The sequence below is a fragment of the Pseudomonas sp. S31 genome (genome assembly GCF_016648105.1).
Lineage (GTDB): Bacteria > Pseudomonadota > Gammaproteobacteria > Pseudomonadales > Pseudomonadaceae > Aquipseudomonas.
This window is the reverse complement of the sequence record NZ_JACVVE010000042.1, coordinates 20,107-39,296: the sequence shown is the minus strand read 5'-3', so window position 1 is coordinate 39,296 and position 19,190 is coordinate 20,107. Positions and strand designations below refer to the sequence as shown.

Sequence of the window (19,190 nt, the reverse complement as noted above, 5' to 3'; positions counted from 1 at the left end):
GCCGATCAAGCGTTTCTCACGCGCGATCTCCGCACTAGATTGTTCATCGTGGGAAATATGCGCCGGTAATCGAGCTAATCAGCCTATAGGCGTAAAGCATGGCGGGATATCTAGCTTGGCAGCGAGCTCGTGCCAGGATGGCATTGATAGCGGCGCAAAATAGGGGCTGTTCGCTCATGCTGGTGTAGCTCCGCGTCGTTTCGAGGCAGGCTGCGCAAAAACCTCGGGCAGGGTGAACTCATAGCGATTCAAGAACGCATCCAGAATTTCTCCGAATAACTGCTTGTTGTCGTCCACCATCTCGCTCGGCTGGTAGATGTCGTATTTGCCGTGGCTCAGCAGGTTCAGGGCGCGGGCAAAGAGGTCGGCATCGTCGAGGCCGTGAATGCAGGCGGAAAAGTCATCACGCCCGAAGAAGGTGGCAGTTTTCTCCAAAATGCTGCGCAGCATATTGAAGTGGTAGGTGTAGAGCCTGCCGCTGTCTTTGGCCATTTTCAGCTCGGCCAAAATGGACACGTGGTGAAAAAATGGCGTGTCATCTGTAGAACGCAAAGTGTAAGCGTTGCCGCGTTCAGGGCGCTGCAGGAGATATTTCCTCTGCTTTTCGGTTTTCAGCTCGTTGCACATCACGTTGTAGAATAACGCGTGGTGTGACGACACTACCCCCTTGATCGGCACCGGCACCTGCCGGGGCGCAGCTTCAGGCGCGCCTGGGCCGTTTGCTGTGTCAGGTTCGGCGCGGGTGCGGCCTTTGGCCTTGCGCAGCAAGTGGGCCAGATCGCTGGCCACTGCAATCGCGTTATTGTCGTCCAGCGAGGTGATGGGGTCGTCGATATAGAGGTAGTTCACCCATTGATAGGACTCTGCCCCGTCGATCACCCGCTCACAGATGGCCATGAACACGCACCAGATAAAGATATTCTCTTCACCTCGCGACACCTTGATATGCCGAGGTGCGGCGTCATCCTCGCCCTTGTTAAAGCTGACGGTCCAACTCTCATAGTCGATGTCGAAGCCAAAGTCGGCATAGCGCCGCAGGTAATAGGCGATGCGCTCATCCAGGACCAAGTCTCTAAGACCCCTGAAAAACTTCGACTCTTTATTGATGTGCAGCCGCCGTTCGCGGTCGTGCTCTAGATCGTTGTCCCAGCGGAATAAGTCTTCGGTGAAGGCGTTGAAGTACAGGGTGTCCGGCTGACCCTTATTCTTGCGTTTGCCCGCGTCTTTGAATTCCATCGTCAGCCGCGTTTTGCCCGTACCGTTGTAGGCGTAAAGCAGCACGAAGTCCTGGCCGCCACCGTTCAGGTCATCCCGCAGGCGAGTGACCAGCCCCCGCAAGCTGGTATAGCGGTGAATCTTTGCCTTCTCACTCATGCTTTAACCACCTCCGTTGTGGGAAATAGCTGTTGCATCAGGCCTTTTTTGTGAGTCTTGAGGGCTTCGAGTTTCTGGGTGTGTGCGGTGATTAGGGCGTCGAGACTGGTGAGGCACGAGGCGATTCGTTGTTGTTCGGCAATTGAGGGATGAAACAGCCGGATGTTTCGCAAGGCTTCCAAGGAGATTTCTTGAAATGTGCTGCCTTTGCTAACGGCAAGAATTTTGCCGTGGACAGATGGGCACCGAAGCGCTTGGAGGAAAAACTGTGACGGGCCTTTGGTTCTAATCCTTGCAGTTCCCTGCGTTAAATTAGCCACTGGTATGTCTTTGGGGACGATCTGAGCTACTCCAATATTCCCTCTGAGTGAAAACACTAGGTCACCTGGTGTTACCTCTGACCTTCGGTATTTTTGGGCGATTGCATCAGACGTGCGGCTAAGCGTGTCGAGGCAAAGCTCAGAGTTTAAGTCCGAACTCTTGATGTAAGGCATCCCGTTTGAGATATGTGGCCCAGCTTGAACAATGCCATAAGAGATTTTGGCGGTGCATAGGCTTTCGAGAGTGTCTTCCTTCCACTCTCCAGCGCTTTTGAATTCGGGGAAGCGCAGGCGCGGTTGGGTTTCCCCTTCGCGGGGGAAAAGCTGCTGCATCAGTCCCTTTTTATGGGTTTTGAGTGCATCCACCTTGCGGCTTTGCGTGGCGATCAGCTCGTCCAACGAACTTAGGCAGTCTGCGATTTTTTGTTGTTCGAGGAGGCTGGGTGTCGCGATTTCGACACTAAAGAAGGTCTCTTTGCTGATATTCAGCAAGCCATTGCTACGTGCCCCGCTTGTGATGTTCTTCTTGAGCTGATTACCATGCTGGTTTTGCTCAAAGCAGTTCTGAAAGAAGCCGTTCGAGTAACCTTCTTTGAGCCGGAAACATATGAAGACACTTGGTGCTGCAACTTGCCCCCATCCTTGCAATAGATAAACGCAACCTTGCGGAAATCTAAGTGAATTGCCTTTGTTAAAAACAAAGTCGCCGTCTTTGACCAAGGTATAACGCTGATACTGGTTGCCTGAAATGTCTCGGCCAAATTTTTCAGCCTGTGGCACAAATCCAATTCCAGCGGAAATACTTACCGCTGTGAGTTTTTTTTGGCCTACTCGCTCAGTAATGGGTACTGATACTTTTTGCAGCTTCAAAGGTTTCCAGCCGTTTGCCTCACGGAACTCTGGGAACCTCAGCTTCGGCAGTAATGCCAATTTGTTCTCTTCCATCACATCACTTGCTTTTTGCTTACTGCTCATACGCGCTCAGTCCTGAAATCTCGCGGCCTTGGGCACGTTTATTAAGAAGGGGGTACAACTCTTTCATCAGCGCCTCTTCAGCCTGAGCACGGGCTTTCCAGCCTAGGTCGAGTGGCTCCATCAGGTCGCTGAGCTGGTCGCCGTCGAAAATCATGCGTTGCAGAATGCCTTCGACGAACGCTTGCAGGGCAGCTGGGGGGAGCTGGTGCCGGCTGGCAATATCCGTAATTTCGGCGGCATCCTTGCGTTGCTTGAAGTGGCTGTAGCCCTCGCGGATGGCGCTTTCGCTCAGACCTTCGCCAGCCTTGAGCGTGGCGATATAGGCAGCAATATCGTCGCGCTCGTTGATGAACTTGGCGTCTGCCTGGATCAGGCCGATCAGTTGTTCGCGGCTCATCTTCTGCTTGCTCGGCTCTTGCTGCGAGAAGCGCGACATTAAATCCATGATGTAGTCGTAATCGATCACGGCAGAGGCGAAGAGTACGAACTCGAAGTCGAGCTGATCCACGATCTCGTTGTTGCCGCCTTCACCCTTGTCGTTATTTTCCTGCTGGGCCTTGAGGCGCTGGGCCGTTTCCAGATAGGCACCACGAAAGCCCAGCAGGCTTTCCTTTGGCAGAATCTGTTCGATGGCGGCTGCGTTGTCAGCAGTAAGGTCGGTGTATTGGTCGAGCTGGGTTTTCAGACGCTGCACTTCTTTGAAGCTTCTGATAAAGGCGGCGCGGGCATTGTCGCCTTTGAGGTTGTGTACGTCTTCCGGTGCGCAGGCCAGGCCTTGGGAGCGCATGAAGTCGTCGAGCTTTTGCACGGCGGCCTGGAGTTTTTCAATCACCACCGGAGCTTTGTCTACCAGCCAGATTTCACGGGCCGGTTTGCCGCTCTGCTCGCCCGAGAAACGGGTAATGGCAGTGTCAACCGCCTCTTGCTGCTGGCGGAAATCCAGAATGTTGCCGTAGGGCTTGGTGCTGTTCAGCACGCGGTTGGTGCGTGAGAACGCCTGGATCAAACCGTGGTACTTGAGGTTTTTGTCCACGTACAAGGTGTTCAGGTACTTGGAGTCGAAGCCGGTAAGCAGCATGTCGACCACGATGGTGATGTCGATTTTCTGTGCGTGGGGGTAGTCGGCATTGGGCCACTGCTGGTCTTTGATGCGCTTTTGCACGTCCTGATAGTAGGAGTCGAACTCGCCGATGCTGTGGTTGCCGCCGTAGCGCTGGTTGTAGTCGGCCAGGATGGTTTTGAGAGCGGCTTTCTTGCCTTCTGGGTCTTCTTCGTTGTCCTGCTTTTCTTGCGGTAGGTCTTCCTGAATCTGTTTGACGTCGGCATTGCCTTCGGCAGGCGGCGAGAACACGCAGGCGATATTCAGCGGCTGGTATTCTGAGTCGACTTGGCCTTTGGCCTGTTGCACTTCGGCAAACAAGCCGTGGTATTCAATGGCGTCGTTGATGCTGGTCGTTGCCAGAATGGCATTGAAGCGGCGTTGGGCAGTGGCCATGTCGTGCTTGGCGAGAATGGCTTCGACCACGGCGCGCTTGGCCAAGGCTTCCCCTGGCTTGGGCGTTTTCTTGCCTTCTGGCTTGAAGTAGTCAATATGAAAGCGCAGTACGTTGGTGTCTTCGATTGCGTGAGTGATGGTGTAGGCGTGGAGCTGCTTCTCGAACAGTTCATCGGTTGTTTGATAAGACGCCTGTTCGCCTTCCACTTTTACCCGTGTGGCGTTCTCTTCAAAGATGGGCGTGCCGGTAAAGCCAAAGAGCTGAGCCTTGGGAAAGAACTCCTTGATGGCCTTGTGGTTGTCGCCGAACTGGGAGCGGTGGCACTCATCGAAGATGAACACCATGCGTTTGTCGCGCAGCGGGGCCAGTAGCTCTTTGTAGGTAGGCTGGGCGTTGCGTTTGCGCTGTTTGTTGCGCTTGCTGCTTTCATTCAGGGCGAGGCCGAGTTTCTGGATGGTGGTGACGATCACCTTGTCGGCATAATCCTCGGACAGCAGACGGCGCACCAGGGCGGCGGTGTTGGTGTTTTCCTCGACACAGCCTTCCTGGAATTTGTTGAATTCCTCACGGGTCTGGCGATCGAGGTCTTTGCGGTCGACTACGAAGAGGCATTTCTCGATCTCGGAGTTGTCCTTGAGCAGAGTGGAGGCCTTGAAGGAGGTGAGGGTTTTGCCGCTGCCGGTAGTGTGCCAAATGTAGCCATTGCCGCAGTTCTGCTCGATGCACTCGACGATGGCCTTGACCGCATAGACCTGATACGGGCGCATCATCATGAGTTTCTGCTCGCTGGCGATCAGCACCATATAGCGGCTGATGGTCTGGCCAAGCGTACATTTGGCGAGGAAGGTCTCGGCAAAGCGGTCGAGGCAGTTAATCTTTTTGTTCGCTTCGTCAGCAAACTGGTAGATAGGTAGAAAGCGCTCATCGGCGTTGAACGAGAAGTGCCGGACGTTGTTGTTGGCAAAGTAGTAGGTGTTGTCGCGGTTGCTGACAATAAACATCTGCATGAAGCACAGCAGGGTTTTGCTGTAGCCGTTGCCGGGGTCGTTTTTGTATTCGACGATTTGCTCCATGGCACGACGCGGGTTGACACCCAGGGTTTTCAGCTCGACTTGAACGCATGGCACACCGTTGATGAGGATGAGCACATCGAAACGGTGGTGGCTGTTGTCGGTGTTGATGCGTAGCTGATTGACCACCTCGAAGGTATTTTTGCACCAGTCTTTGATATTGACCAGGGCATAGTTCAGCGGAGTGCCGTCTTCACGGGTGAAGGCATTGCGCTCGCGCAGGGTGCGTGCTGCCGTGAACACGTCGGGCGTCACGATCTCGTCGAGCAGACGGGTGAACTCGCCATCGGTCAGAGTGACGCGGTTGAGTGCGTTGAATTTCTCACGAAAGTTACGTTCCAGCGACGCGCGGTCGGTGATGTCGTCGCGGTAGGTGTACTTGAGCTCAACTAGCTTGTCGATAAAGCTCTGCTCGATTTTTTGCTCTCTCATTGTGGGTGCTCTGCGCTCGTATGGCCCGTAGTAAAACGTGACTTCACTGAATGGCCATGTGTTGTGGAGAAAGGGCAGGCATATGCGGGTTCTGTATTGGTAAGCCCAGCCGCGTCACGGCCGACTAGCATCCATTCCTGGCCGCTAACCGCGGATGAAGAGCGCCTACCTGGGCAGAAGCGCTTTTCATACCTACACATTATCATGGCTGAGAGCGTGCTCGAAGGACTTGGTGAAAGCGATAAGGTCACCGCCGAGGACTAGACAGAGATCACGAAGCTGGACCATATCCAGCCGCCTGACCCCCCTTTCCACATCACTCATGAACGACTGCGGCCTCCCCAGCGCGGCGGAGCACTGAGCCTGCGTCATCCCTGACTCGACGCGCATGCGCTTTAGCTCCTGCAGGAAGATCACATGCTCGCGTCGATAGATAGCTTTGGTCATAGCCGTATCCGTGAAAAGGGCGGCTGATCAAGCTATATCTGCTTTTGGGATATCTGATTTTCAGTTATTTTGAGGTGGTTCAGTTCGTCTGGGAGGCTGTATGAGACTGGTTTGGGAGCTGTTTCGAGTCGCGTGGGCAGTGGGATGCGTGCCGGTGGGTGCGCTATTGCTGGTTGTGGTGGTCTTTTCAGGCTTCAACCTGCCATTTTTTCTTGGACTCACCAGCGGCGAAGCCCCGGCAATCCGCTGGCTGTTCTGGGCTCTGGCCCTATATTTTTTCGGAGGAGGGTGGCTGTTCTATCGAATCAACCAACGTTATGCCGAAAAGCTGAAGAGCATGGCTGCTGCTTATCGGGCTGAGGGATTCAATCCTGAGGTTGAGGTGTATGCAAAAATCAACGATGCGTACGTTGGTGTCGATCTGAAATCGAATCGGTTGCTAGCCTATCCAGTAGGTCGCGAGGCCCACTTCTTCCGATTAGACGAAATTCGTTCGTGGCGCATCCTGCCCGTGGGCAAAAGCAATCATCGACTTGAGCTGTTGACTAGCGATCTGAAGATCCCAACGTTCAGCCTAGCGCTGAGGTCGTCTGACGTCGCCAGTACTGAGGCGCGGTTGCGTACCGTCTTCGACACCTAAACTGCTGGAGGAGCCTTTAGTTATCTATTCGGGGTGGCCTAATGAGTGACGTGACCGTTGATAATGTTTGGCATGAGGATACCGTCCAGCTGAAGAGGGCGAATGCCACCATGCGGTTGGCCAACCAAGCGCTGGCTTCTAGGGACCGTGCCAGGTTGTACGCGCTGGGCTTCTCGCATGCTCATATTCGAGAGCTGGAGATCAAAGGCGGTTTCCGATCATCCTCCATTGGGCAGAACACTCGATTGATCAATCTCCTGCAGAAAACGGAACTAGCCAATGCTGACTGATCACCAACCGTTAAGAATTGCCTCTGGGGTCTTGGCGCGTACGACCATCGATTCTGTCCTCCGGTCAACCTCGTATCACGCACGTGGTTGGCAAATCCTTGACCGCTGGGCACTCAATTCTTCTGGGCGACTTCGTGAGCTTGAAGCCGATGGCGAGTTGTTGTTGCTGGAGCGATTGCTCGAACAGCAACGTCTGGAGCAAGAGGCGCTCGTATCGCCTCACGGGCTGGCGCAGCGGGCCCAAGGATTGGCTGAGCATGAGATTCTTGCTCTGTGTGGCATACCTGACAGTCTGTGACACATCAGCTTCAAGGGGTGTAGACGAACACCAGAGGCTTTTCGCTTCAACGGGTCTCGGGGCTTGCCCTGAGCAGGGACGGTAGGCAAAGCAAGGGAGTGGAACGACTGCCGCTTTGCCGGTTGTACGTACGCCATTCATGGCGGGAGTACAAACCCTACCCTGTCCTGATTCCAGCTAGCTTCGACGTAACAACTTCGGGAATAGGCGAATGAGTTTGCGGGTTGCAGGTTCATAAGGATGCCAAGTTCGAGTATGGGGAAGCTGGAAGAGCATCCTTTGAGGGATGGTGGCGGGGAGCTGGCCGATGAGTAGGCAGGGACTCGTACGCGTACATGTTCGCGACCCTGGCGGTTTACGGCATGTGCAAAAAACAGGACCGCGATAAGTTTTCTGAAGAAGCATGTTAAAGACGATTGGGCAACGGTTAAGTAGCAGGAACGGAAGATTTTTGCCTACCGCGGACGCACAAATGACCAGGTACGAGGGGCAGTGAGATGGTGACTGAGTGGTTGAAGAAAAATTGGCGGCTGGCATCACGGTCAGTGCAGAAAGTCGAATCTGAAAGGAGCGCTGTATTTACCAGATGCGGCACACCCTTGGTTTACGCTGGCGAACTCGAGATTGTGCCCAGCTTGCTCCAGGGCATCCGTCCCAACGGTGGGCAGGTGATGACGGCCCAAAAATGAACGAGGGCACCTATAAGGGGGGCACGAAGGCCATGCTTTGAAAGGTTGCATCGCTTTGACAGATCAGCGGAGTGATCGAACAATAGCTGTATGAAGCTAAGCACCCAAGATATCGAGCCGACTGAAGCCCTGCAGGCTGTCTTTCGTGAGATCAAGCATCACCAAGACACCGGCAGGAAAAACTTCGTGGTCCGCGTGCCCGTTGATTTGATCGAGTATCTGTTCACCGGGATTGGCCTGAAATCAGGCATGTCCAAAGTGAGGCTTGAACGTCAGCTTGCTGAGCTGAAAGTGTCCGGGTTCGGAGATGCTGATGGTCGAGTGCTCAGGCGCTACCTCAGCGGGCAATCACGCATGGCTTGGGATACCTTCCAGCGTCTGGTGTTTTGGGCATTTACGAAAGGTTGGATTTCGGACTGGGTGTTTCGAGATATCCTCATGCGTGCGCATATGCGAGAGGCTGCCCAGCTCAGCGCTCGAAAGATAATCAATCGGCTAAAGCGACAGGTCTCGGCGAAAATCCTGAATGAGCATGACATCGTGCAATGCTTTGATGATGCCTATCTGCTCAAACAGCGGGAGCGAGATCAAGGACTAGTTAGCCGCCTGCGTGTCGATTCATCCAATCGCGAATTGGCACGGATCCTAGGTTTCGAATCAGTCCCGGACGAATGAAAGCAACCGTCGCCCCGCATTTCTCGCTTGAACGAGCTTACGACCTTGAACCGTTGACTGAGGGGGCGTTGTTCAGGTGCTCTGCTAAGTACAGCGTGAGGGCCATTGCGTTTTGTGGCTTGCTTGAGGCAGAGCGGTAATTTTCAGCCATAGCGTTAACGACCACCTGGGGCGCAAAGCGGAGCTTACCGCTGGTCATCGCTTTGACTATTCCCCTGTGTACATCTGTCTGGTGTTCGGAAGGAATGCCCGACATATCCAGCTTACGAGAGCCCACACCCGACGTTTCGGTTAGTGATTTCTGTTGAGGTTTGTTGTTAGGGCGGACGTTGGTGGATAGGGTATCTATACCGCATTGCTGTGGTATCGGTACGTCTGCAGGTGTACGTCGACGGTCTGGTTGGAGCAAATCCTCAACCAGCCGTTGCTGTTCGCCGGTTAGTCGCTCTTTGAAGTCATCCAGGAATTCATCAAGCCATTCGCCAGGTATGCGACGGATTTCTCCGATCGCTCTGTCTCTCAGCTTCGGTCCCGTTACTTGGCTTGCCGAGTGATGGTCCCACCAAAGGCGCACCCAGACAACGAAGTGGTTCAAGTCATACCTGACAAGGTCTTCGTCCTGCAGCCGATGGATAACCTGCAGCCATTGATCTGCGGTCCATCCGAGTTCTGCACCCGCAATGCGCGGCACGAGCGGGTAAACACCAGTGATGTTGCTATCAGGCGCGGTCAACAGGTGTAGCAATGCAACCTTATCTTCGGTCGTGCAGTTCAGTAGGCGTGGCGAGCGCCAGAAGTTCTGATCTCTGATGGTTCTCTGTCTGCCCATGATTATTGCTCCGCCGTAGACGGAAGCCGGATCGAAGCATCGATCATTGCCGAGCCTCCACTTGTACCTTTTTCGTAGGTCGGCCCGTGCGCTTCGGCTTTGAAAGCACAACCTCTCTTGGTGGCTGATGCGGGGTACTCGTATCCCCGGTACGCATCCAGGTCCTGAGGTCTCCGAGTCTCCACCTAAGCCTCGATAACCCATGTACTGGCTCAAGACCGGGCAGTTTGCGCTGGCGTACAGTGAGTACGCTGAACCCGGTCAATGCGGCGACCTCTGCAACACCCACGAGAACGTCGTCACCGAGCTTCTGTATTTTTTGGATGGTTTCGTAATCTACTGACATCTGGCTATCTCTCAATTGATCTGAGATGTCAGTTTTTGCTTGTGGCGAAGCGATCAGGTAGGACAGATTTTTAACCGGATCTTCGCTTAGTGATTTCAAACAACTGGTTTTCTTTGTCGGCACGGTCTACAAAACTATTGCCGGCATCGTAAAGGGGATGCTGCATGCTTTCTCCTAATGCGGTTGTCGGCGTTTTATGAGGTATCTGCAAGAGGAGTCGCGCTGCCGGAGGCAAAGTGACAACGCGTTTTGAAAATTTTTTGGCTCCGTTGTTTTGGCCCGAAAGTCGATTGCCCTAAGAAAAGCCTCAAAAAGCTCTTAGCTTTTTCGAAACCCCCATTCTAAATTGAAAAATTGCCTGTCCTGAACGGTGTTCCCATGCTGTGACGACCAAGAACAACAAGGTCATCGCGCATGAGAGATGCACTGATCGTTTCACCCTTACGCACGCCGATCGGCAAGTTTGGCGGGGCGCTGAAAGCACTCACAGCCGATGAATTGGCCGTGCACATCATCCAGGCGCTGATGACGCGTCTGAATATCCCGCCAGCCAGCCTGGACGACGTGATCGTTTCCCAATCCTATGCGTCAAGCGAGGCACCTTGTCTGGGACGCTACGCCGGTCTGGCAGCTGGACTGCCTGTGGAGGTGCCGGGCTACACCCTGGACCGACGTTGCGGCTCGGGTTTGCAGGCGATCATCAATGCCTCGATGTGTGTGCAAACTGGCCAGGCCGAGGCGGTGTTGGTGGTCGGCGTGGAAAGCATGAGCAACATCGAGTACTACTCCACCGATATGCGCTGGGGCCAGCGATCAGGCAGCGTGACCTTGCATGATCGTCTGCAGCGTGGTCGCGAGCGCTCTCAGCCAGAGTCTCGTTTCGGCAAGATTTCCGGCATGCCGGAAACCGCAGAGAATCTGGCGAGAGACTTTTCCATCAGCCGGCGCGAGGCCGATGAGTTCGCCCTGCGCAGCCATGCCAACGCCAGCGCTGCTTGGGCACAGGGGCGTTTTGCTGATGAGGTTGTCCCTGTCGAGGTCGCGGGGCCAAAAGGCAGTCGCAACCTGGTTGCGGAGGATGAAGGTATCCGCGCCGATGGCACCCTGGAAAGTCTGGGCCGCTTGGCCACGCTGCTGCCTGACGGGGTCAGTACGGCGGGTAACTCAAGCCAGCAGAACGATGCAGCCGCTGGGTGTCTGGTGGTGTCAGTTGAGTACGCTAAACGTTATGGTTTGACGCCGTTGGCACGCCTGGCTGGCTGGGCGACAGCGGGTTGTGAGCCGGACCGCATGGGGATCGGACCCGTGCCGGCAGTGCATAAACTTTTGCAGCGCACCGGCCTGACTTTGCCAGATATCGGTTTGCTCGAGGTCAACGAAGCATTTGCCGCACAAGCTCTGGCTGTGCTCAAGTCATGGCACTTGCCGGATTACGAACATGTCAATGTCAATGGTTCCGGCATCTCCCTGGGGCACCCAATCGGGGCCACGGGGATCCGCATCATGACCACCTTGCTGCATGAGATGCAGCGTCGCGATACACGTTTTGGTCTGGAGACTATGTGTGTAGGCGGCGGGCAGGGCGTTGCCGCACTGTTCGAGCGAATTTGAGGAGATGACCATGAACTGGTTGGACATTCATGGCGTTGCCCTGCGTTATCAGTTGCGTCGAGGCAGCGGCCTGACCCTGGTATTGCTGCATGAGATGGGTGGGTCGGTCGAGAGTTGGCGAGACGTGATCGAGCGCTTGCCGCAATCCCTCCAGGTGCTTGCCTATGACATGCGTTGCGCAGGGCAATCGGAAAAGCTGGTGGGGACGATGAGCATCGACGCGCATTGTGCTGACCTCGCCAAGCTACTGGACGAGTTGGCGATTACCGGCCCGATTGCGCTCGCCGGGGTAGCCGTAGGTGCCGCCATTGCGATCCGTTATGCAGCCACACATCGCGATCAGATCAGTCATGTGATCGCCATGGCGCCTGCCTGTGGTGTCGCGCCTGAGGCGAAGGAGCGGGCGGGGCAGGCCATCGGGCAGATCCGCGAGCAGGGCATGCGCCAGGTATTCCTGGGCTTGCTCGAGCGTGGCTGGCCAGAGGCACTGCGTACCGATGCTGAGCGATTCGCGGCTTTTCGTGGGCGTTGCCTGGGCAATGACCCGAGGGGGTTTGCGCATTTCTTCGAAATGCTTTCAGGGCTGAATCTGGAGGATGATCTGGCCAGCCTGCCGACGCGCACGGTCCTGGTCGCAGGCATCTATGATGCCTTGCGTCCTCCTGCGGAAATCCAGCGACTGGGTGGTTTTGCGCCGCATGTCGAAACTCTGGATGTAGCGTCAGGGCATTTCATGCAGATGCAGAGCCCGCGTTGGGTCGCACGCCTGCTCGCGGATTTCGTGTGTGCGAACCTGTCCGCTCACCTGAGTTACAGAGCTTTCATGGCGCAAGCCGATAACTGCCTGGGCGATGCCGGGCACGCGGCCTGAGAACGAACAACGACAAGAACAGGAGTGAAAGCATCATGATGCAGTCGCGCATGATCGGTGACATCAAGGTAACCCGAATTCTTGAGTACGGCGGGCCGACGCATGATCCGGCTTTTCTGTTTCCGGATCTCGACCGGAGTGCGCTCGAAGCCAACCAGGGCATGATCGCACCGCACCACTGGGTGCCGGAGATGAACAAGCTGATCGTGACCATCCAGCTATGGGTCGTGCACGCCGGCAACAACATTATCGTGGTGGACACTGGCGTGGGTAACTTCAAATCCCGTCCCGGCATCCCACGCATGCACATGCTCAATGGCCTGGTGCGCGAGTGGATGACGGCTGCGGGCGCGCCGCCGGAGAAGGTTACCCATGTGGTATTGACCCACTTGCACGCTGACCATGTGGGCTGGAACACGACATGGGCTGACAATCGATGGACGCCGACCTTTCCCAACGCGCGTTATTACTTGCCGAAGCAGGATTTCCAGTTCTGCAAGGAGGGTAAGAATCGTGAGCCCGGAGTGATCGATGTGTTTGGCGAATCGTTCTTCGACAGCGTGATGCCCATCGTCGACGAGGGGCTTGCGGTGATGATCGATGCGCCCGCTGAAATCGCCGACTGCATGGTGGTGGAGGCCGCACCGGGGCATAGTCCGGGGCAGGTTGCCTTTCGTATCAGGTCTCGCGGCGAGGAGGGCATTTTCTGCGGTGACATCCTGCATAGCCCCATGCAGATCGTCATGCCCGAGTTGAATTCCGGCTACTGCATCTGGGCCGACACGGCGCGCAAGACGCGCCTGGAGTTCCTCAATCGTGCCGCTGACCGTGAGGCACTGGTGATGCCGGTGCACTTCGGCGAGCCACATTGTGGCTATATTCGTCGCCAGGGCTCGGGGTTCATCTTCGAGCCTGCTCATTGGTAAGCGTCCTTGCCCAGGACTATGCTGGGCGGGTCTTTTGGCCTTGGCCCAGCACCTGTAAGGATTATGCCGATGGCGTTTCACTTCGATATCACTGACTTCAGGCTGTTCGTCAACATAGCCGAGGCGAGCAGCCTGACCCGAGGCGCCGAACGCTCGTTCATCTCCGTTCCGGCTGCCAGCAACCGCATCAAGAATCTCGAAGAGAACATTGGGGTCAAGTTGCTGGAGCGCTCACCGACGGGCGTCACCATCACCGAGGCTGGAAGGACCTATCTGCAGCATGCACGCAGCGTGCTCTCGCAACTGGAACTGTTGACCGGTGATTTGCAGGCCTATACCGAGGGACTGAAGAGCCAGTTGCGCCTGCTGGCCAACACCACTGCGGTGACCGAGTACTTGCCTGCGGTACTCAGCGCATTTTTGCGTACTCATCCCGATGTGCATGTAGAGATGCGTGAGCGCATCAGTGACGAAATCGTGCGCCAGATCAGGGAGGGGGCTGCCGATCTTGGCGTCATTTCCGGGGATGTAGGCACAGAGGGGATTCAGAGTGTGCCGTTCGTTTCCAGCCAGTTGATCATCATTGCGCCCATCGGTCATGCGGTCCTGGATCACCCACGGATTTCCTTTCGCGAAGCCTTGGATCATGCCTTCGTGTCTCTGCTCGAGGGCAGTGCTTCCAGCGTTTTCTACAGTCGTGCGGCAGCGGCATTGCACAAGCCCATGAGTATCCGTGTCCAGGTGGCTGGCTCGGATGCGATCTTTCGCATGGTCGAAGCGGGGGCGGGGATTGCCATTGTGCCCTTGGCCTGTTTCGAGCGGTTGCGTACCGGGGCGATTGGCTCTTGCCTGCTCAGTGATAGCTGGGCGACACGGACCTTCCGGCTGTGCGCACGGGATTTCGAACAGCTCTCTTCGCCGGCCCAAAGCTTCGCCCATTCCCTCGTCACTCACTACGCAGGTGCTGACGCTTTTGCCAACGCCATTTAGCCTCGGCCACGGTTGCTGAACGAGGCTGAATGCCTCGCCAATCGTGGTCTGTCAGGCCATTTCCATTCTTCGTTAGCACTGCATTAAGCGCCCTTTCAAAGTCCGAAATTGTCGACGAACACGTGCTTTGGCACGCTGCAGTCAGCAAGGCGAGCTGCTGCCGTGACGGGGCCGCTTGTATCGCCAAGGCAATAACAAGAGTGAGAGCGTGATGATCAATAAAATTTGTTCCAGTGCGCATCAGGCTGTCGCGGAAATCGGCGACGGTGCCCGGATTGCGATTGGCGGCTTCGGTGGCGCGGGTATGCCGGAGGAACTGATCGATGCGCTTATCGAGCATGGTCCGCGCAACCTGACGCTGATAACCAACAATGCGGGGCAGGGGGAGTCCGGGATTGCCGCATTGCTCAGGGCTGGGTTGGTCAGTCGGATTCTCTGTTCATTCCCGCGCATGTCCGGCTCTTACGTATTCGAGGAGCTGTTCAATGCCGGACGTATCGAGTTGGAGCTGATACCACAGGGCACCTTGGCAGAGCGCCTGCGCGCAGCCGGATGTGGCATCGGTGGCTTTTATACGCCTACCGCTTTCGGTACTGCCTTGGCCGAGGGCAAGGAAACCCGGGCAATCGACGGTCGCCATTATGTGCTGGAGCGGCCGATCGCAGTTGACTATGCGCTGATCAAGGCGGATGTCGGCGATCGCTGGGGCAACCTGGTGTTTCGCAAGACGGCGCGCAACTTCGGTCCCGTTATGGCCATGGCTGCTACGCACACGATTGCCTCGGTGACGCGGGTTTGCGAGCTAGGCGAGTTGGACCCGGAAGCGGTGGTCACACCGGGCATCTTCGTCAAGCATGTGGTACCCAGCCAGCGAGTCGGGAGCAGTGCCCTGACCGATATGCAGCGGAGGGCCTGAGGCATGGACAAACATGTGCGTAATCAGATGGCCGCGCGGGTTGCCCATGACATTCCCGAAGGGGCCTACGTCAATCTCGGTGTCGGTTTGCCGACACTGGTGGCCAATCATCTGCCGGGCGACAAGGAGATTTTCCTGCACAGTGAAAATGGCGTGTTGGGCCGTTGGCAGGCCGCACCTGCTGGCGAAGAAGACTGGGACATGATCAATGCCGGCAAGGAGCCGATCAGCCTGCATCCAGGCGCCGCTTTTTTTCACCACGCCGACTCATTCGGGATGATGCGTGGCGGTCATCTGGACATCTGCGTGCTCGGCGCCTTCCAGGTGTCGCAGAGAGGCGATCTGGCCAACTGGCACACCGGTCAGCCCGGTTCGATCCCCGCAGTCGGAGGGGCGATGGATCTGGCCATCGGGGCAAAACGTATCTTCGTGATGATGGAACATCTGGACAAGGCCGGGCGCAGCAAGCTTCTTCAGACATGTACCTATCCACTGACCGGGCTGGCTTGCGTCAGCCGTATCTACACGGATCTGGCCACGCTGGAGATCACTCGGAACGGTGTGAGTGTCCTCGAACTGGTAGGCGATATGGAACCAGGCAGGCTGCAGGACCTGACTGCAGTGGAGCTGGATTTCTCCGCGCTCGATAAGTCGTTTCAGCGGCGTCTGGCGGAAGAGCGTTGATCACGTGTGAATGACTGGCGGGTGCGTCTTTTCTCAAATAAAAACAATAAGGTGATGCAGATGTTTGACTGGTACAGGTTATCCGACCGCAAGCAGAAAAGAACGTTTTGGGCTTGCTACTCGGGATGGGCTCTGGACACCTACGATGTCCAGATCTTCAGCTTTCTACTGCCGACGCTGATCGCTGTCTGGGGCCTGACCAAGGCCGAAGCGGGAATGATCGGTACGGCTGCCTTGTTCTCTTCGGCGTTGGGTGGCTGGATCGCTGGAATCCTCAGTGATCGTTTCGGCCGTGTACGTGTGCTGATGTTCACCATCGTCTGGTTCACCGCGTTCGGCATGCTGGCGGGGTTTGCCCAGAATGCTGAACAGTTGCTCATTGCCCGCGCCTTGCAGGGATTGGGTTTCGGTGGTGAGTGGGCGGTCGGTGCAGCGCTGATGGCGGAAGTGATCAACCCAGCGCACCGTGGTAAAGCCCTGGGTTACGTTCAATCAGGATTCGCCTCGGGCTGGGCGCTGGCGGTGATCGTCGCGACCTTGATCATCAGCCAGTTCCCGCCTGAACTGGCGTGGCGGATCGTGTTCTGGGTGGGTGTGATCCCGGCGATGTGCGTGCTGTTTCTACGCCGTTACCTGAGCGACTCGGATGCGTTCATCAATGCCGCCAGCGAGGCCAGGGAAAAAGCCAGTTTCACGACGGTCTTCAAGCCTCGCTACCTGCGCACCAGCGTCATCTCTTCGCTGATGGTATTGGGTCTGCAGGGCGGCGCCTACGCCGTGGTTATCTGGGTTCCCTCGCTGATGGCCGAGCGGGGTATCGCTTCCGGATCGCTGATTACCAGCATCCTGGTAATGGCCGCGGGTTCCATGTGCGGGTACATCCTGACGTCCGACCTTGCCGATCGCTGGGGGCGCCGGCCTACGTTGATCTTGATGTCGATTGGTTCGTGGGTCGTGACCGTCAGCTATGCGCTGCTGCCATTGAACGCGTTGCTGATGACTGCACTGAGTTTTCTGGTGGGGTTCTTCATGCTCGGTGTCTTCGCCGTGATGGGGCCTTTCCTGTCCGAGCTCTTTCCCACAGAGGTGCGCACCACCTGCATGGGCTTCGCCTACAACCTCGGCAAGACGCTCGGTGCACTGGCGGTCACCGGGGTCGGAATCCTTTCGGTTCACGTCAGCCTGGCCGTGGCCATCGGCCTGTTTTGCCTGGCGGCTTACGCGATAACGCTGGGGGCTCTTCTGTTGCTGCCGGAAACGCGAGGCAAGCGCCTGGAGGATATCGAAGTCGCAGGGGAAGGATCTCAGGAGTTGGCTCAAACCACCGCTACGACGGTTTCCAGCCGACATCCCTGATGCGTTTGAAATCACGTCGTTTTGTATCAATGAACAGTCATTGGAGTCGTCATGTTCCATCTCAACTCAGACCAGACGTTCGCTATCGAGTCGACCCAGCGCATGGTGGCTCGCAACATACAGCCCGAGCTGGATGCCCATGCTGCTGACCGTCCCTTGCCGAAGGACGCGATGCTGAGGATTTTCTCGGCATTGGCGGAGCTGGGCATCACCGCTCCGCGCTTGCCTGAAGAGGCAGGTGGCGGCGCGCTGAAGATGCTCGATTACGGCTTGATCATCGAGCAACTGCCACCTGTCGTCGCGCTTTCATTGCTGTCCCACGAGGGCACGGTCGCCAGGCTGTATGCCGGTTGTTCCGATGACATTGCCCGTGACTACCTGGGCGATCTGATCGCGGGTAGAAAGATTTGCTGCACGGCCAACACCGAGTCCGATGCGGGTTCCGATTCGCGGGCAATTCATACACGCGTCGAGGTCGACGGTGCGACCGCGCGGATCAGTGGCAGGAAAATCTGGATCACCAATGCGTCGATTGCCGACGTGGTGAATGTCTCCTGTACCCAGGGGCTGGATTCCAAGGGACGGCCGGTGGTCAGCCGGGTGCTGGTCGATGTCGCCAGGTCGCCGTTCGAAGTGCATGAGATACCGGTGATGGGCCTGCAGCAAGGCCATTTGGGCGAGATGATGTTCGATGGCACAGCTGTGCCGGCCAGTCATATCGTTGGCGAAGGCGGTGATGCGGCGAAGTATCTGACCGTTGGCTGGAACGTCAACCGCCCGCTGATCGGCCTGATGACCGTGCATCTGGCGCAGCAGGCGCTGAAACTGGCGCTCGCTCATACGGCCGAGCGCCGCCAGTTCGGCAAGCCCCTGGCTGGGCATCAACTGGTGCAGCAGGACCTGGCCGATATCGAGACTGCGATCATCAGTTCCCGCTTGATGTGCCTGTATGCGCTCGATGCGGTCGACCGGGGTGAACGTGCCAATGGTCTTGCGGCCATGGCCAAGCGCTACGCGACCCAGGCGTGCGAGAAAGCCATCCTGCTGGCCATGCAGCTGCACGGCGGCATGGGCATCAGCCGGGAAATGGGCATCGAGCGGCTGTGGCGCGATGCGCGGATGTTCCAGGTTCCCGATGGTACCAATGGCACCCTGGCGCTCATCCAGGGGCGTGAATTGACCGGTACCACAGCGTTTCGCTGAGCGAATACGGACTACTCAAGACGAGGTTGCACATGCTGATTTGTACGTTGGTCGAAGTGAACATTCCTGCAGACATGCCACCCGAACAGGTACAGGAACTGCGCCGTCGGGAAACCGCTCGCGCCCAGGAGCTGCAGCGTGCGGGCACGTTGCGCCATCTTTGGCGGGTCGCTGGCAAGGTCGCCAATGTGTCGGTCTGGGATGTGGCCGACAACGATGAATTCCATGAGGTTCTCAGTTCCCTGGCGCTGTTTCCCTACTTCGATATCCAGGTCATTCCGCTGTCCCGCCATCCCTCCGATATCAGCGAGAACTGAGCGGTCTGTCTGTTTCAGGAGAGCCCCATGAGCCTCGATGCGAACCTACCCAACATTCCCAATCCCTACTTGCAGGCGCTGGGAGGGCATTTGACTGAACTGCGCGAAGGTTATGCCGCGTTCTCGATGGAGGTCGGCGCGCAGCATCTGAATCGGCAAGGCAAGCTGCATGGTGGCGCAATCGCCAGTCTTCTGGATGTTGCCTGCGGTTATGCAGGCCTGATCGGAACAGAGGACGAGCTCATCGATGCGATCACCTTGTCTCTGGCGGTGAGTTACATCCAGACGGTCAGCAGTGGGCACGTACGTGTGCAGGGAAAGGTCAGCGGAGGAGGTCAGAACATCTATTTCGCCGAGGCCAGTCTGTCGACTGACGATGGCGTGCTGCTGGCTTGCGCTACCGGGACGTTCAAGCGGCACAGGTACACGGGCTAG

General features: G+C 56.7%; 20 protein-coding genes. 15 read left to right on the top strand and 5 right to left on the bottom strand.

The features are described from left to right. Positions 1 to 174: 174 nt before the first annotated feature. From IAE37_RS23820 to IAE37_RS23805, 4 genes are all read right to left on the bottom strand, one after another. On the bottom strand, positions 175 to 1,374 hold the full coding sequence (locus IAE37_RS23820) for an anticodon nuclease (protein ID WP_201177526.1): 1,200 nt from the start codon (positions 1,372 to 1,374) through the stop codon (positions 175 to 177). Next, positions 1,371 to 2,669 carry a restriction endonuclease subunit S gene (locus tag IAE37_RS23815; protein ID WP_201177524.1) on the bottom strand — a complete coding sequence of 433 codons (1,299 nt, stop codon included), beginning with the start codon at positions 2,667 to 2,669 and terminating at the stop codon, positions 1,371 to 1,373. Before IAE37_RS23815 ends, IAE37_RS23820 begins: the two co-directional genes overlap by 4 nt. Then, on the bottom strand, positions 2,659 to 5,667 hold the full coding sequence (locus IAE37_RS23810) for a type I restriction endonuclease subunit R (protein WP_201177523.1): 3,009 nt from the start codon (positions 5,665 to 5,667) through the stop codon (positions 2,659 to 2,661). Before IAE37_RS23810 ends, IAE37_RS23815 begins: the two co-directional genes overlap by 11 nt. Before the next feature lie 192 nt (positions 5,668 to 5,859). Next, positions 5,860 to 6,114 (bottom strand): helix-turn-helix domain-containing protein, encoded by a 255-nt coding sequence (locus IAE37_RS23805; protein ID WP_201177521.1) that lies wholly within the window; start codon positions 6,112 to 6,114, stop codon positions 5,860 to 5,862. 100 nt (positions 6,115 to 6,214) lie between these two features. Between IAE37_RS23805 and IAE37_RS23800 the strand changes: the two genes are divergently transcribed. From IAE37_RS23800 to IAE37_RS23785, 4 genes are all read left to right on the top strand, one after another. After that, positions 6,215 to 6,754, top strand: coding sequence for a hypothetical protein (locus IAE37_RS23800; RefSeq protein WP_201177519.1), 540 nt, complete (start codon positions 6,215 to 6,217; stop codon positions 6,752 to 6,754). Between the two features lie 41 nt (positions 6,755 to 6,795). Further along, the gene (locus tag IAE37_RS23795) at positions 6,796 to 7,044 is read left to right on the top strand and encodes a hypothetical protein (RefSeq protein ID WP_201177517.1); all 249 of its coding nucleotides are present in this window, start codon (positions 6,796 to 6,798) and stop codon (positions 7,042 to 7,044) included. Next, positions 7,034 to 7,342 (top strand): hypothetical protein, encoded by a 309-nt coding sequence (locus tag IAE37_RS23790; protein ID WP_201177515.1) that lies wholly within the window; start codon positions 7,034 to 7,036, stop codon positions 7,340 to 7,342. Before IAE37_RS23795 ends, IAE37_RS23790 begins: the two co-directional genes overlap by 11 nt. Positions 7,343 to 8,121: 779 nt before the next feature. Beyond that, positions 8,122 to 8,706, top strand: coding sequence for a hypothetical protein (locus IAE37_RS23785; protein ID WP_201177513.1), 585 nt, complete (start codon positions 8,122 to 8,124; stop codon positions 8,704 to 8,706). 37 nt (positions 8,707 to 8,743) lie between these two features. Here IAE37_RS23785 and IAE37_RS23780 read toward each other — a convergent pair whose 3' ends face one another. Continuing rightward, positions 8,744 to 9,535, bottom strand: coding sequence for a hypothetical protein (locus IAE37_RS23780; protein ID WP_201177511.1), 792 nt, complete (start codon positions 9,533 to 9,535; stop codon positions 8,744 to 8,746). 202 nt (positions 9,536 to 9,737) lie between these two features. Between IAE37_RS23780 and IAE37_RS23775 the strand changes: the two genes are divergently transcribed. The 11 genes from IAE37_RS23775 to IAE37_RS23725 all read left to right on the top strand — a co-directional run bounded on the left by IAE37_RS23775 (position 9,738) and on the right by IAE37_RS23725 (position 19,190). Then, the gene (locus IAE37_RS23775) at positions 9,738 to 9,878 is read left to right on the top strand and encodes a hypothetical protein (RefSeq protein ID WP_201177509.1); all 141 of its coding nucleotides are present in this window, start codon (positions 9,738 to 9,740) and stop codon (positions 9,876 to 9,878) included. Positions 9,879 to 10,295: 417 nt separating this feature from the next. After that, positions 10,296 to 11,492 carry an acetyl-CoA C-acetyltransferase gene (locus tag IAE37_RS23770; RefSeq protein ID WP_201177507.1) on the top strand — a complete coding sequence of 399 codons (1,197 nt, stop codon included), beginning with the start codon at positions 10,296 to 10,298 and terminating at the stop codon, positions 11,490 to 11,492. A gap of 10 nt (positions 11,493 to 11,502) precedes the next feature. Continuing rightward, positions 11,503 to 12,363 carry an alpha/beta fold hydrolase gene (locus tag IAE37_RS23765; RefSeq protein ID WP_201177505.1) on the top strand — a complete coding sequence of 287 codons (861 nt, stop codon included), beginning with the start codon at positions 11,503 to 11,505 and terminating at the stop codon, positions 12,361 to 12,363. A gap of 35 nt (positions 12,364 to 12,398) precedes the next feature. Then, a complete protein-coding gene (locus IAE37_RS23760; protein ID WP_201177503.1) occupies positions 12,399 to 13,289 on the top strand; it encodes an MBL fold metallo-hydrolase in 891 nt (296 codons plus the stop codon). Positions 13,290 to 13,358: 69 nt separating this feature from the next. Continuing rightward, the gene (locus tag IAE37_RS23755; RefSeq protein ID WP_201177501.1) at positions 13,359 to 14,279 is read left to right on the top strand and encodes a LysR substrate-binding domain-containing protein; all 921 of its coding nucleotides are present in this window, start codon (positions 13,359 to 13,361) and stop codon (positions 14,277 to 14,279) included. 211 nt (positions 14,280 to 14,490) lie between these two features. Further along, complete coding sequence (locus IAE37_RS23750; RefSeq protein ID WP_201177553.1) at positions 14,491 to 15,195, top strand: 3-oxoacid CoA-transferase subunit A; 705 nt, start codon at positions 14,491 to 14,493, stop codon at positions 15,193 to 15,195. A gap of 3 nt (positions 15,196 to 15,198) precedes the next feature. Next, positions 15,199 to 15,879 carry a 3-oxoacid CoA-transferase subunit B gene (locus IAE37_RS23745; RefSeq protein ID WP_201177499.1) on the top strand — a complete coding sequence of 227 codons (681 nt, stop codon included), beginning with the start codon at positions 15,199 to 15,201 and terminating at the stop codon, positions 15,877 to 15,879. A gap of 60 nt (positions 15,880 to 15,939) precedes the next feature. After that, positions 15,940 to 17,235, top strand: coding sequence for an MFS transporter (locus IAE37_RS23740; protein ID WP_236410128.1), 1,296 nt, complete (start codon positions 15,940 to 15,942; stop codon positions 17,233 to 17,235). Between the two features lie 51 nt (positions 17,236 to 17,286). Next, a complete protein-coding gene (locus IAE37_RS23735) occupies positions 17,287 to 18,438 on the top strand; it encodes an acyl-CoA dehydrogenase family protein (protein WP_201177497.1) in 1,152 nt (383 codons plus the stop codon). Positions 18,439 to 18,470: 32 nt separating this feature from the next. After that, the gene (locus IAE37_RS23730; RefSeq protein WP_201177495.1) at positions 18,471 to 18,755 is read left to right on the top strand and encodes a muconolactone Delta-isomerase; all 285 of its coding nucleotides are present in this window, start codon (positions 18,471 to 18,473) and stop codon (positions 18,753 to 18,755) included. Positions 18,756 to 18,782: 27 nt separating this feature from the next. After that, positions 18,783 to 19,190: a PaaI family thioesterase gene (locus tag IAE37_RS23725; RefSeq protein ID WP_201177493.1), complete on the top strand. Its 408-nt coding sequence runs from the start codon at positions 18,783 to 18,785 to the stop codon at positions 19,188 to 19,190.

Excerpts from the sequence above, each read along its gene's own strand:
- IAE37_RS23820 (WP_201177526.1), bottom strand. The coding sequence starts at position 1,374 with ATGAGTGAGAAGGCAAAGATTCACCGCTATACCAGCTTGCGGGGGCTG.
- IAE37_RS23815 (WP_201177524.1), bottom strand. The coding sequence starts at position 2,669 with ATGAGCAGTAAGCAAAAAGCAAGTGATGTGATGGAAGAGAACAAATTG.
- IAE37_RS23810 (WP_201177523.1), bottom strand. The coding sequence starts at position 5,667 with ATGAGAGAGCAAAAAATCGAGCAGAGCTTTATCGACAAGCTAGTTGAG.
- IAE37_RS23805 (WP_201177521.1), bottom strand. The coding sequence starts at position 6,114 with ATGACCAAAGCTATCTATCGACGCGAGCATGTGATCTTCCTGCAGGAG.
- IAE37_RS23800 (WP_201177519.1), top strand. The coding sequence starts at position 6,215 with ATGAGACTGGTTTGGGAGCTGTTTCGAGTCGCGTGGGCAGTGGGATGC.
- IAE37_RS23795 (WP_201177517.1), top strand. The coding sequence starts at position 6,796 with ATGAGTGACGTGACCGTTGATAATGTTTGGCATGAGGATACCGTCCAG.
- IAE37_RS23790 (WP_201177515.1), top strand. The coding sequence starts at position 7,034 with ATGCTGACTGATCACCAACCGTTAAGAATTGCCTCTGGGGTCTTGGCG.
- IAE37_RS23785 (WP_201177513.1), top strand. The coding sequence starts at position 8,122 with ATGAAGCTAAGCACCCAAGATATCGAGCCGACTGAAGCCCTGCAGGCT.
- IAE37_RS23780 (WP_201177511.1), bottom strand. The coding sequence starts at position 9,535 with ATGGGCAGACAGAGAACCATCAGAGATCAGAACTTCTGGCGCTCGCCA.
- IAE37_RS23775 (WP_201177509.1), top strand. The coding sequence starts at position 9,738 with ATGTACTGGCTCAAGACCGGGCAGTTTGCGCTGGCGTACAGTGAGTAC.
- IAE37_RS23770 (WP_201177507.1), top strand. The coding sequence starts at position 10,296 with ATGAGAGATGCACTGATCGTTTCACCCTTACGCACGCCGATCGGCAAG.
- IAE37_RS23765 (WP_201177505.1), top strand. The coding sequence starts at position 11,503 with ATGAACTGGTTGGACATTCATGGCGTTGCCCTGCGTTATCAGTTGCGT.
- IAE37_RS23760 (WP_201177503.1), top strand. The coding sequence starts at position 12,399 with ATGATGCAGTCGCGCATGATCGGTGACATCAAGGTAACCCGAATTCTT.
- IAE37_RS23755 (WP_201177501.1), top strand. The coding sequence starts at position 13,359 with ATGGCGTTTCACTTCGATATCACTGACTTCAGGCTGTTCGTCAACATA.
- IAE37_RS23750 (WP_201177553.1), top strand. The coding sequence starts at position 14,491 with ATGATCAATAAAATTTGTTCCAGTGCGCATCAGGCTGTCGCGGAAATC.
- IAE37_RS23745 (WP_201177499.1), top strand. The coding sequence starts at position 15,199 with ATGGACAAACATGTGCGTAATCAGATGGCCGCGCGGGTTGCCCATGAC.
- IAE37_RS23740 (WP_236410128.1), top strand. The coding sequence starts at position 15,940 with ATGTTTGACTGGTACAGGTTATCCGACCGCAAGCAGAAAAGAACGTTT.
- IAE37_RS23735 (WP_201177497.1), top strand. The coding sequence starts at position 17,287 with ATGTTCCATCTCAACTCAGACCAGACGTTCGCTATCGAGTCGACCCAG.
- IAE37_RS23730 (WP_201177495.1), top strand. The coding sequence starts at position 18,471 with ATGCTGATTTGTACGTTGGTCGAAGTGAACATTCCTGCAGACATGCCA.
- IAE37_RS23725 (WP_201177493.1), top strand. The coding sequence starts at position 18,783 with ATGAGCCTCGATGCGAACCTACCCAACATTCCCAATCCCTACTTGCAG.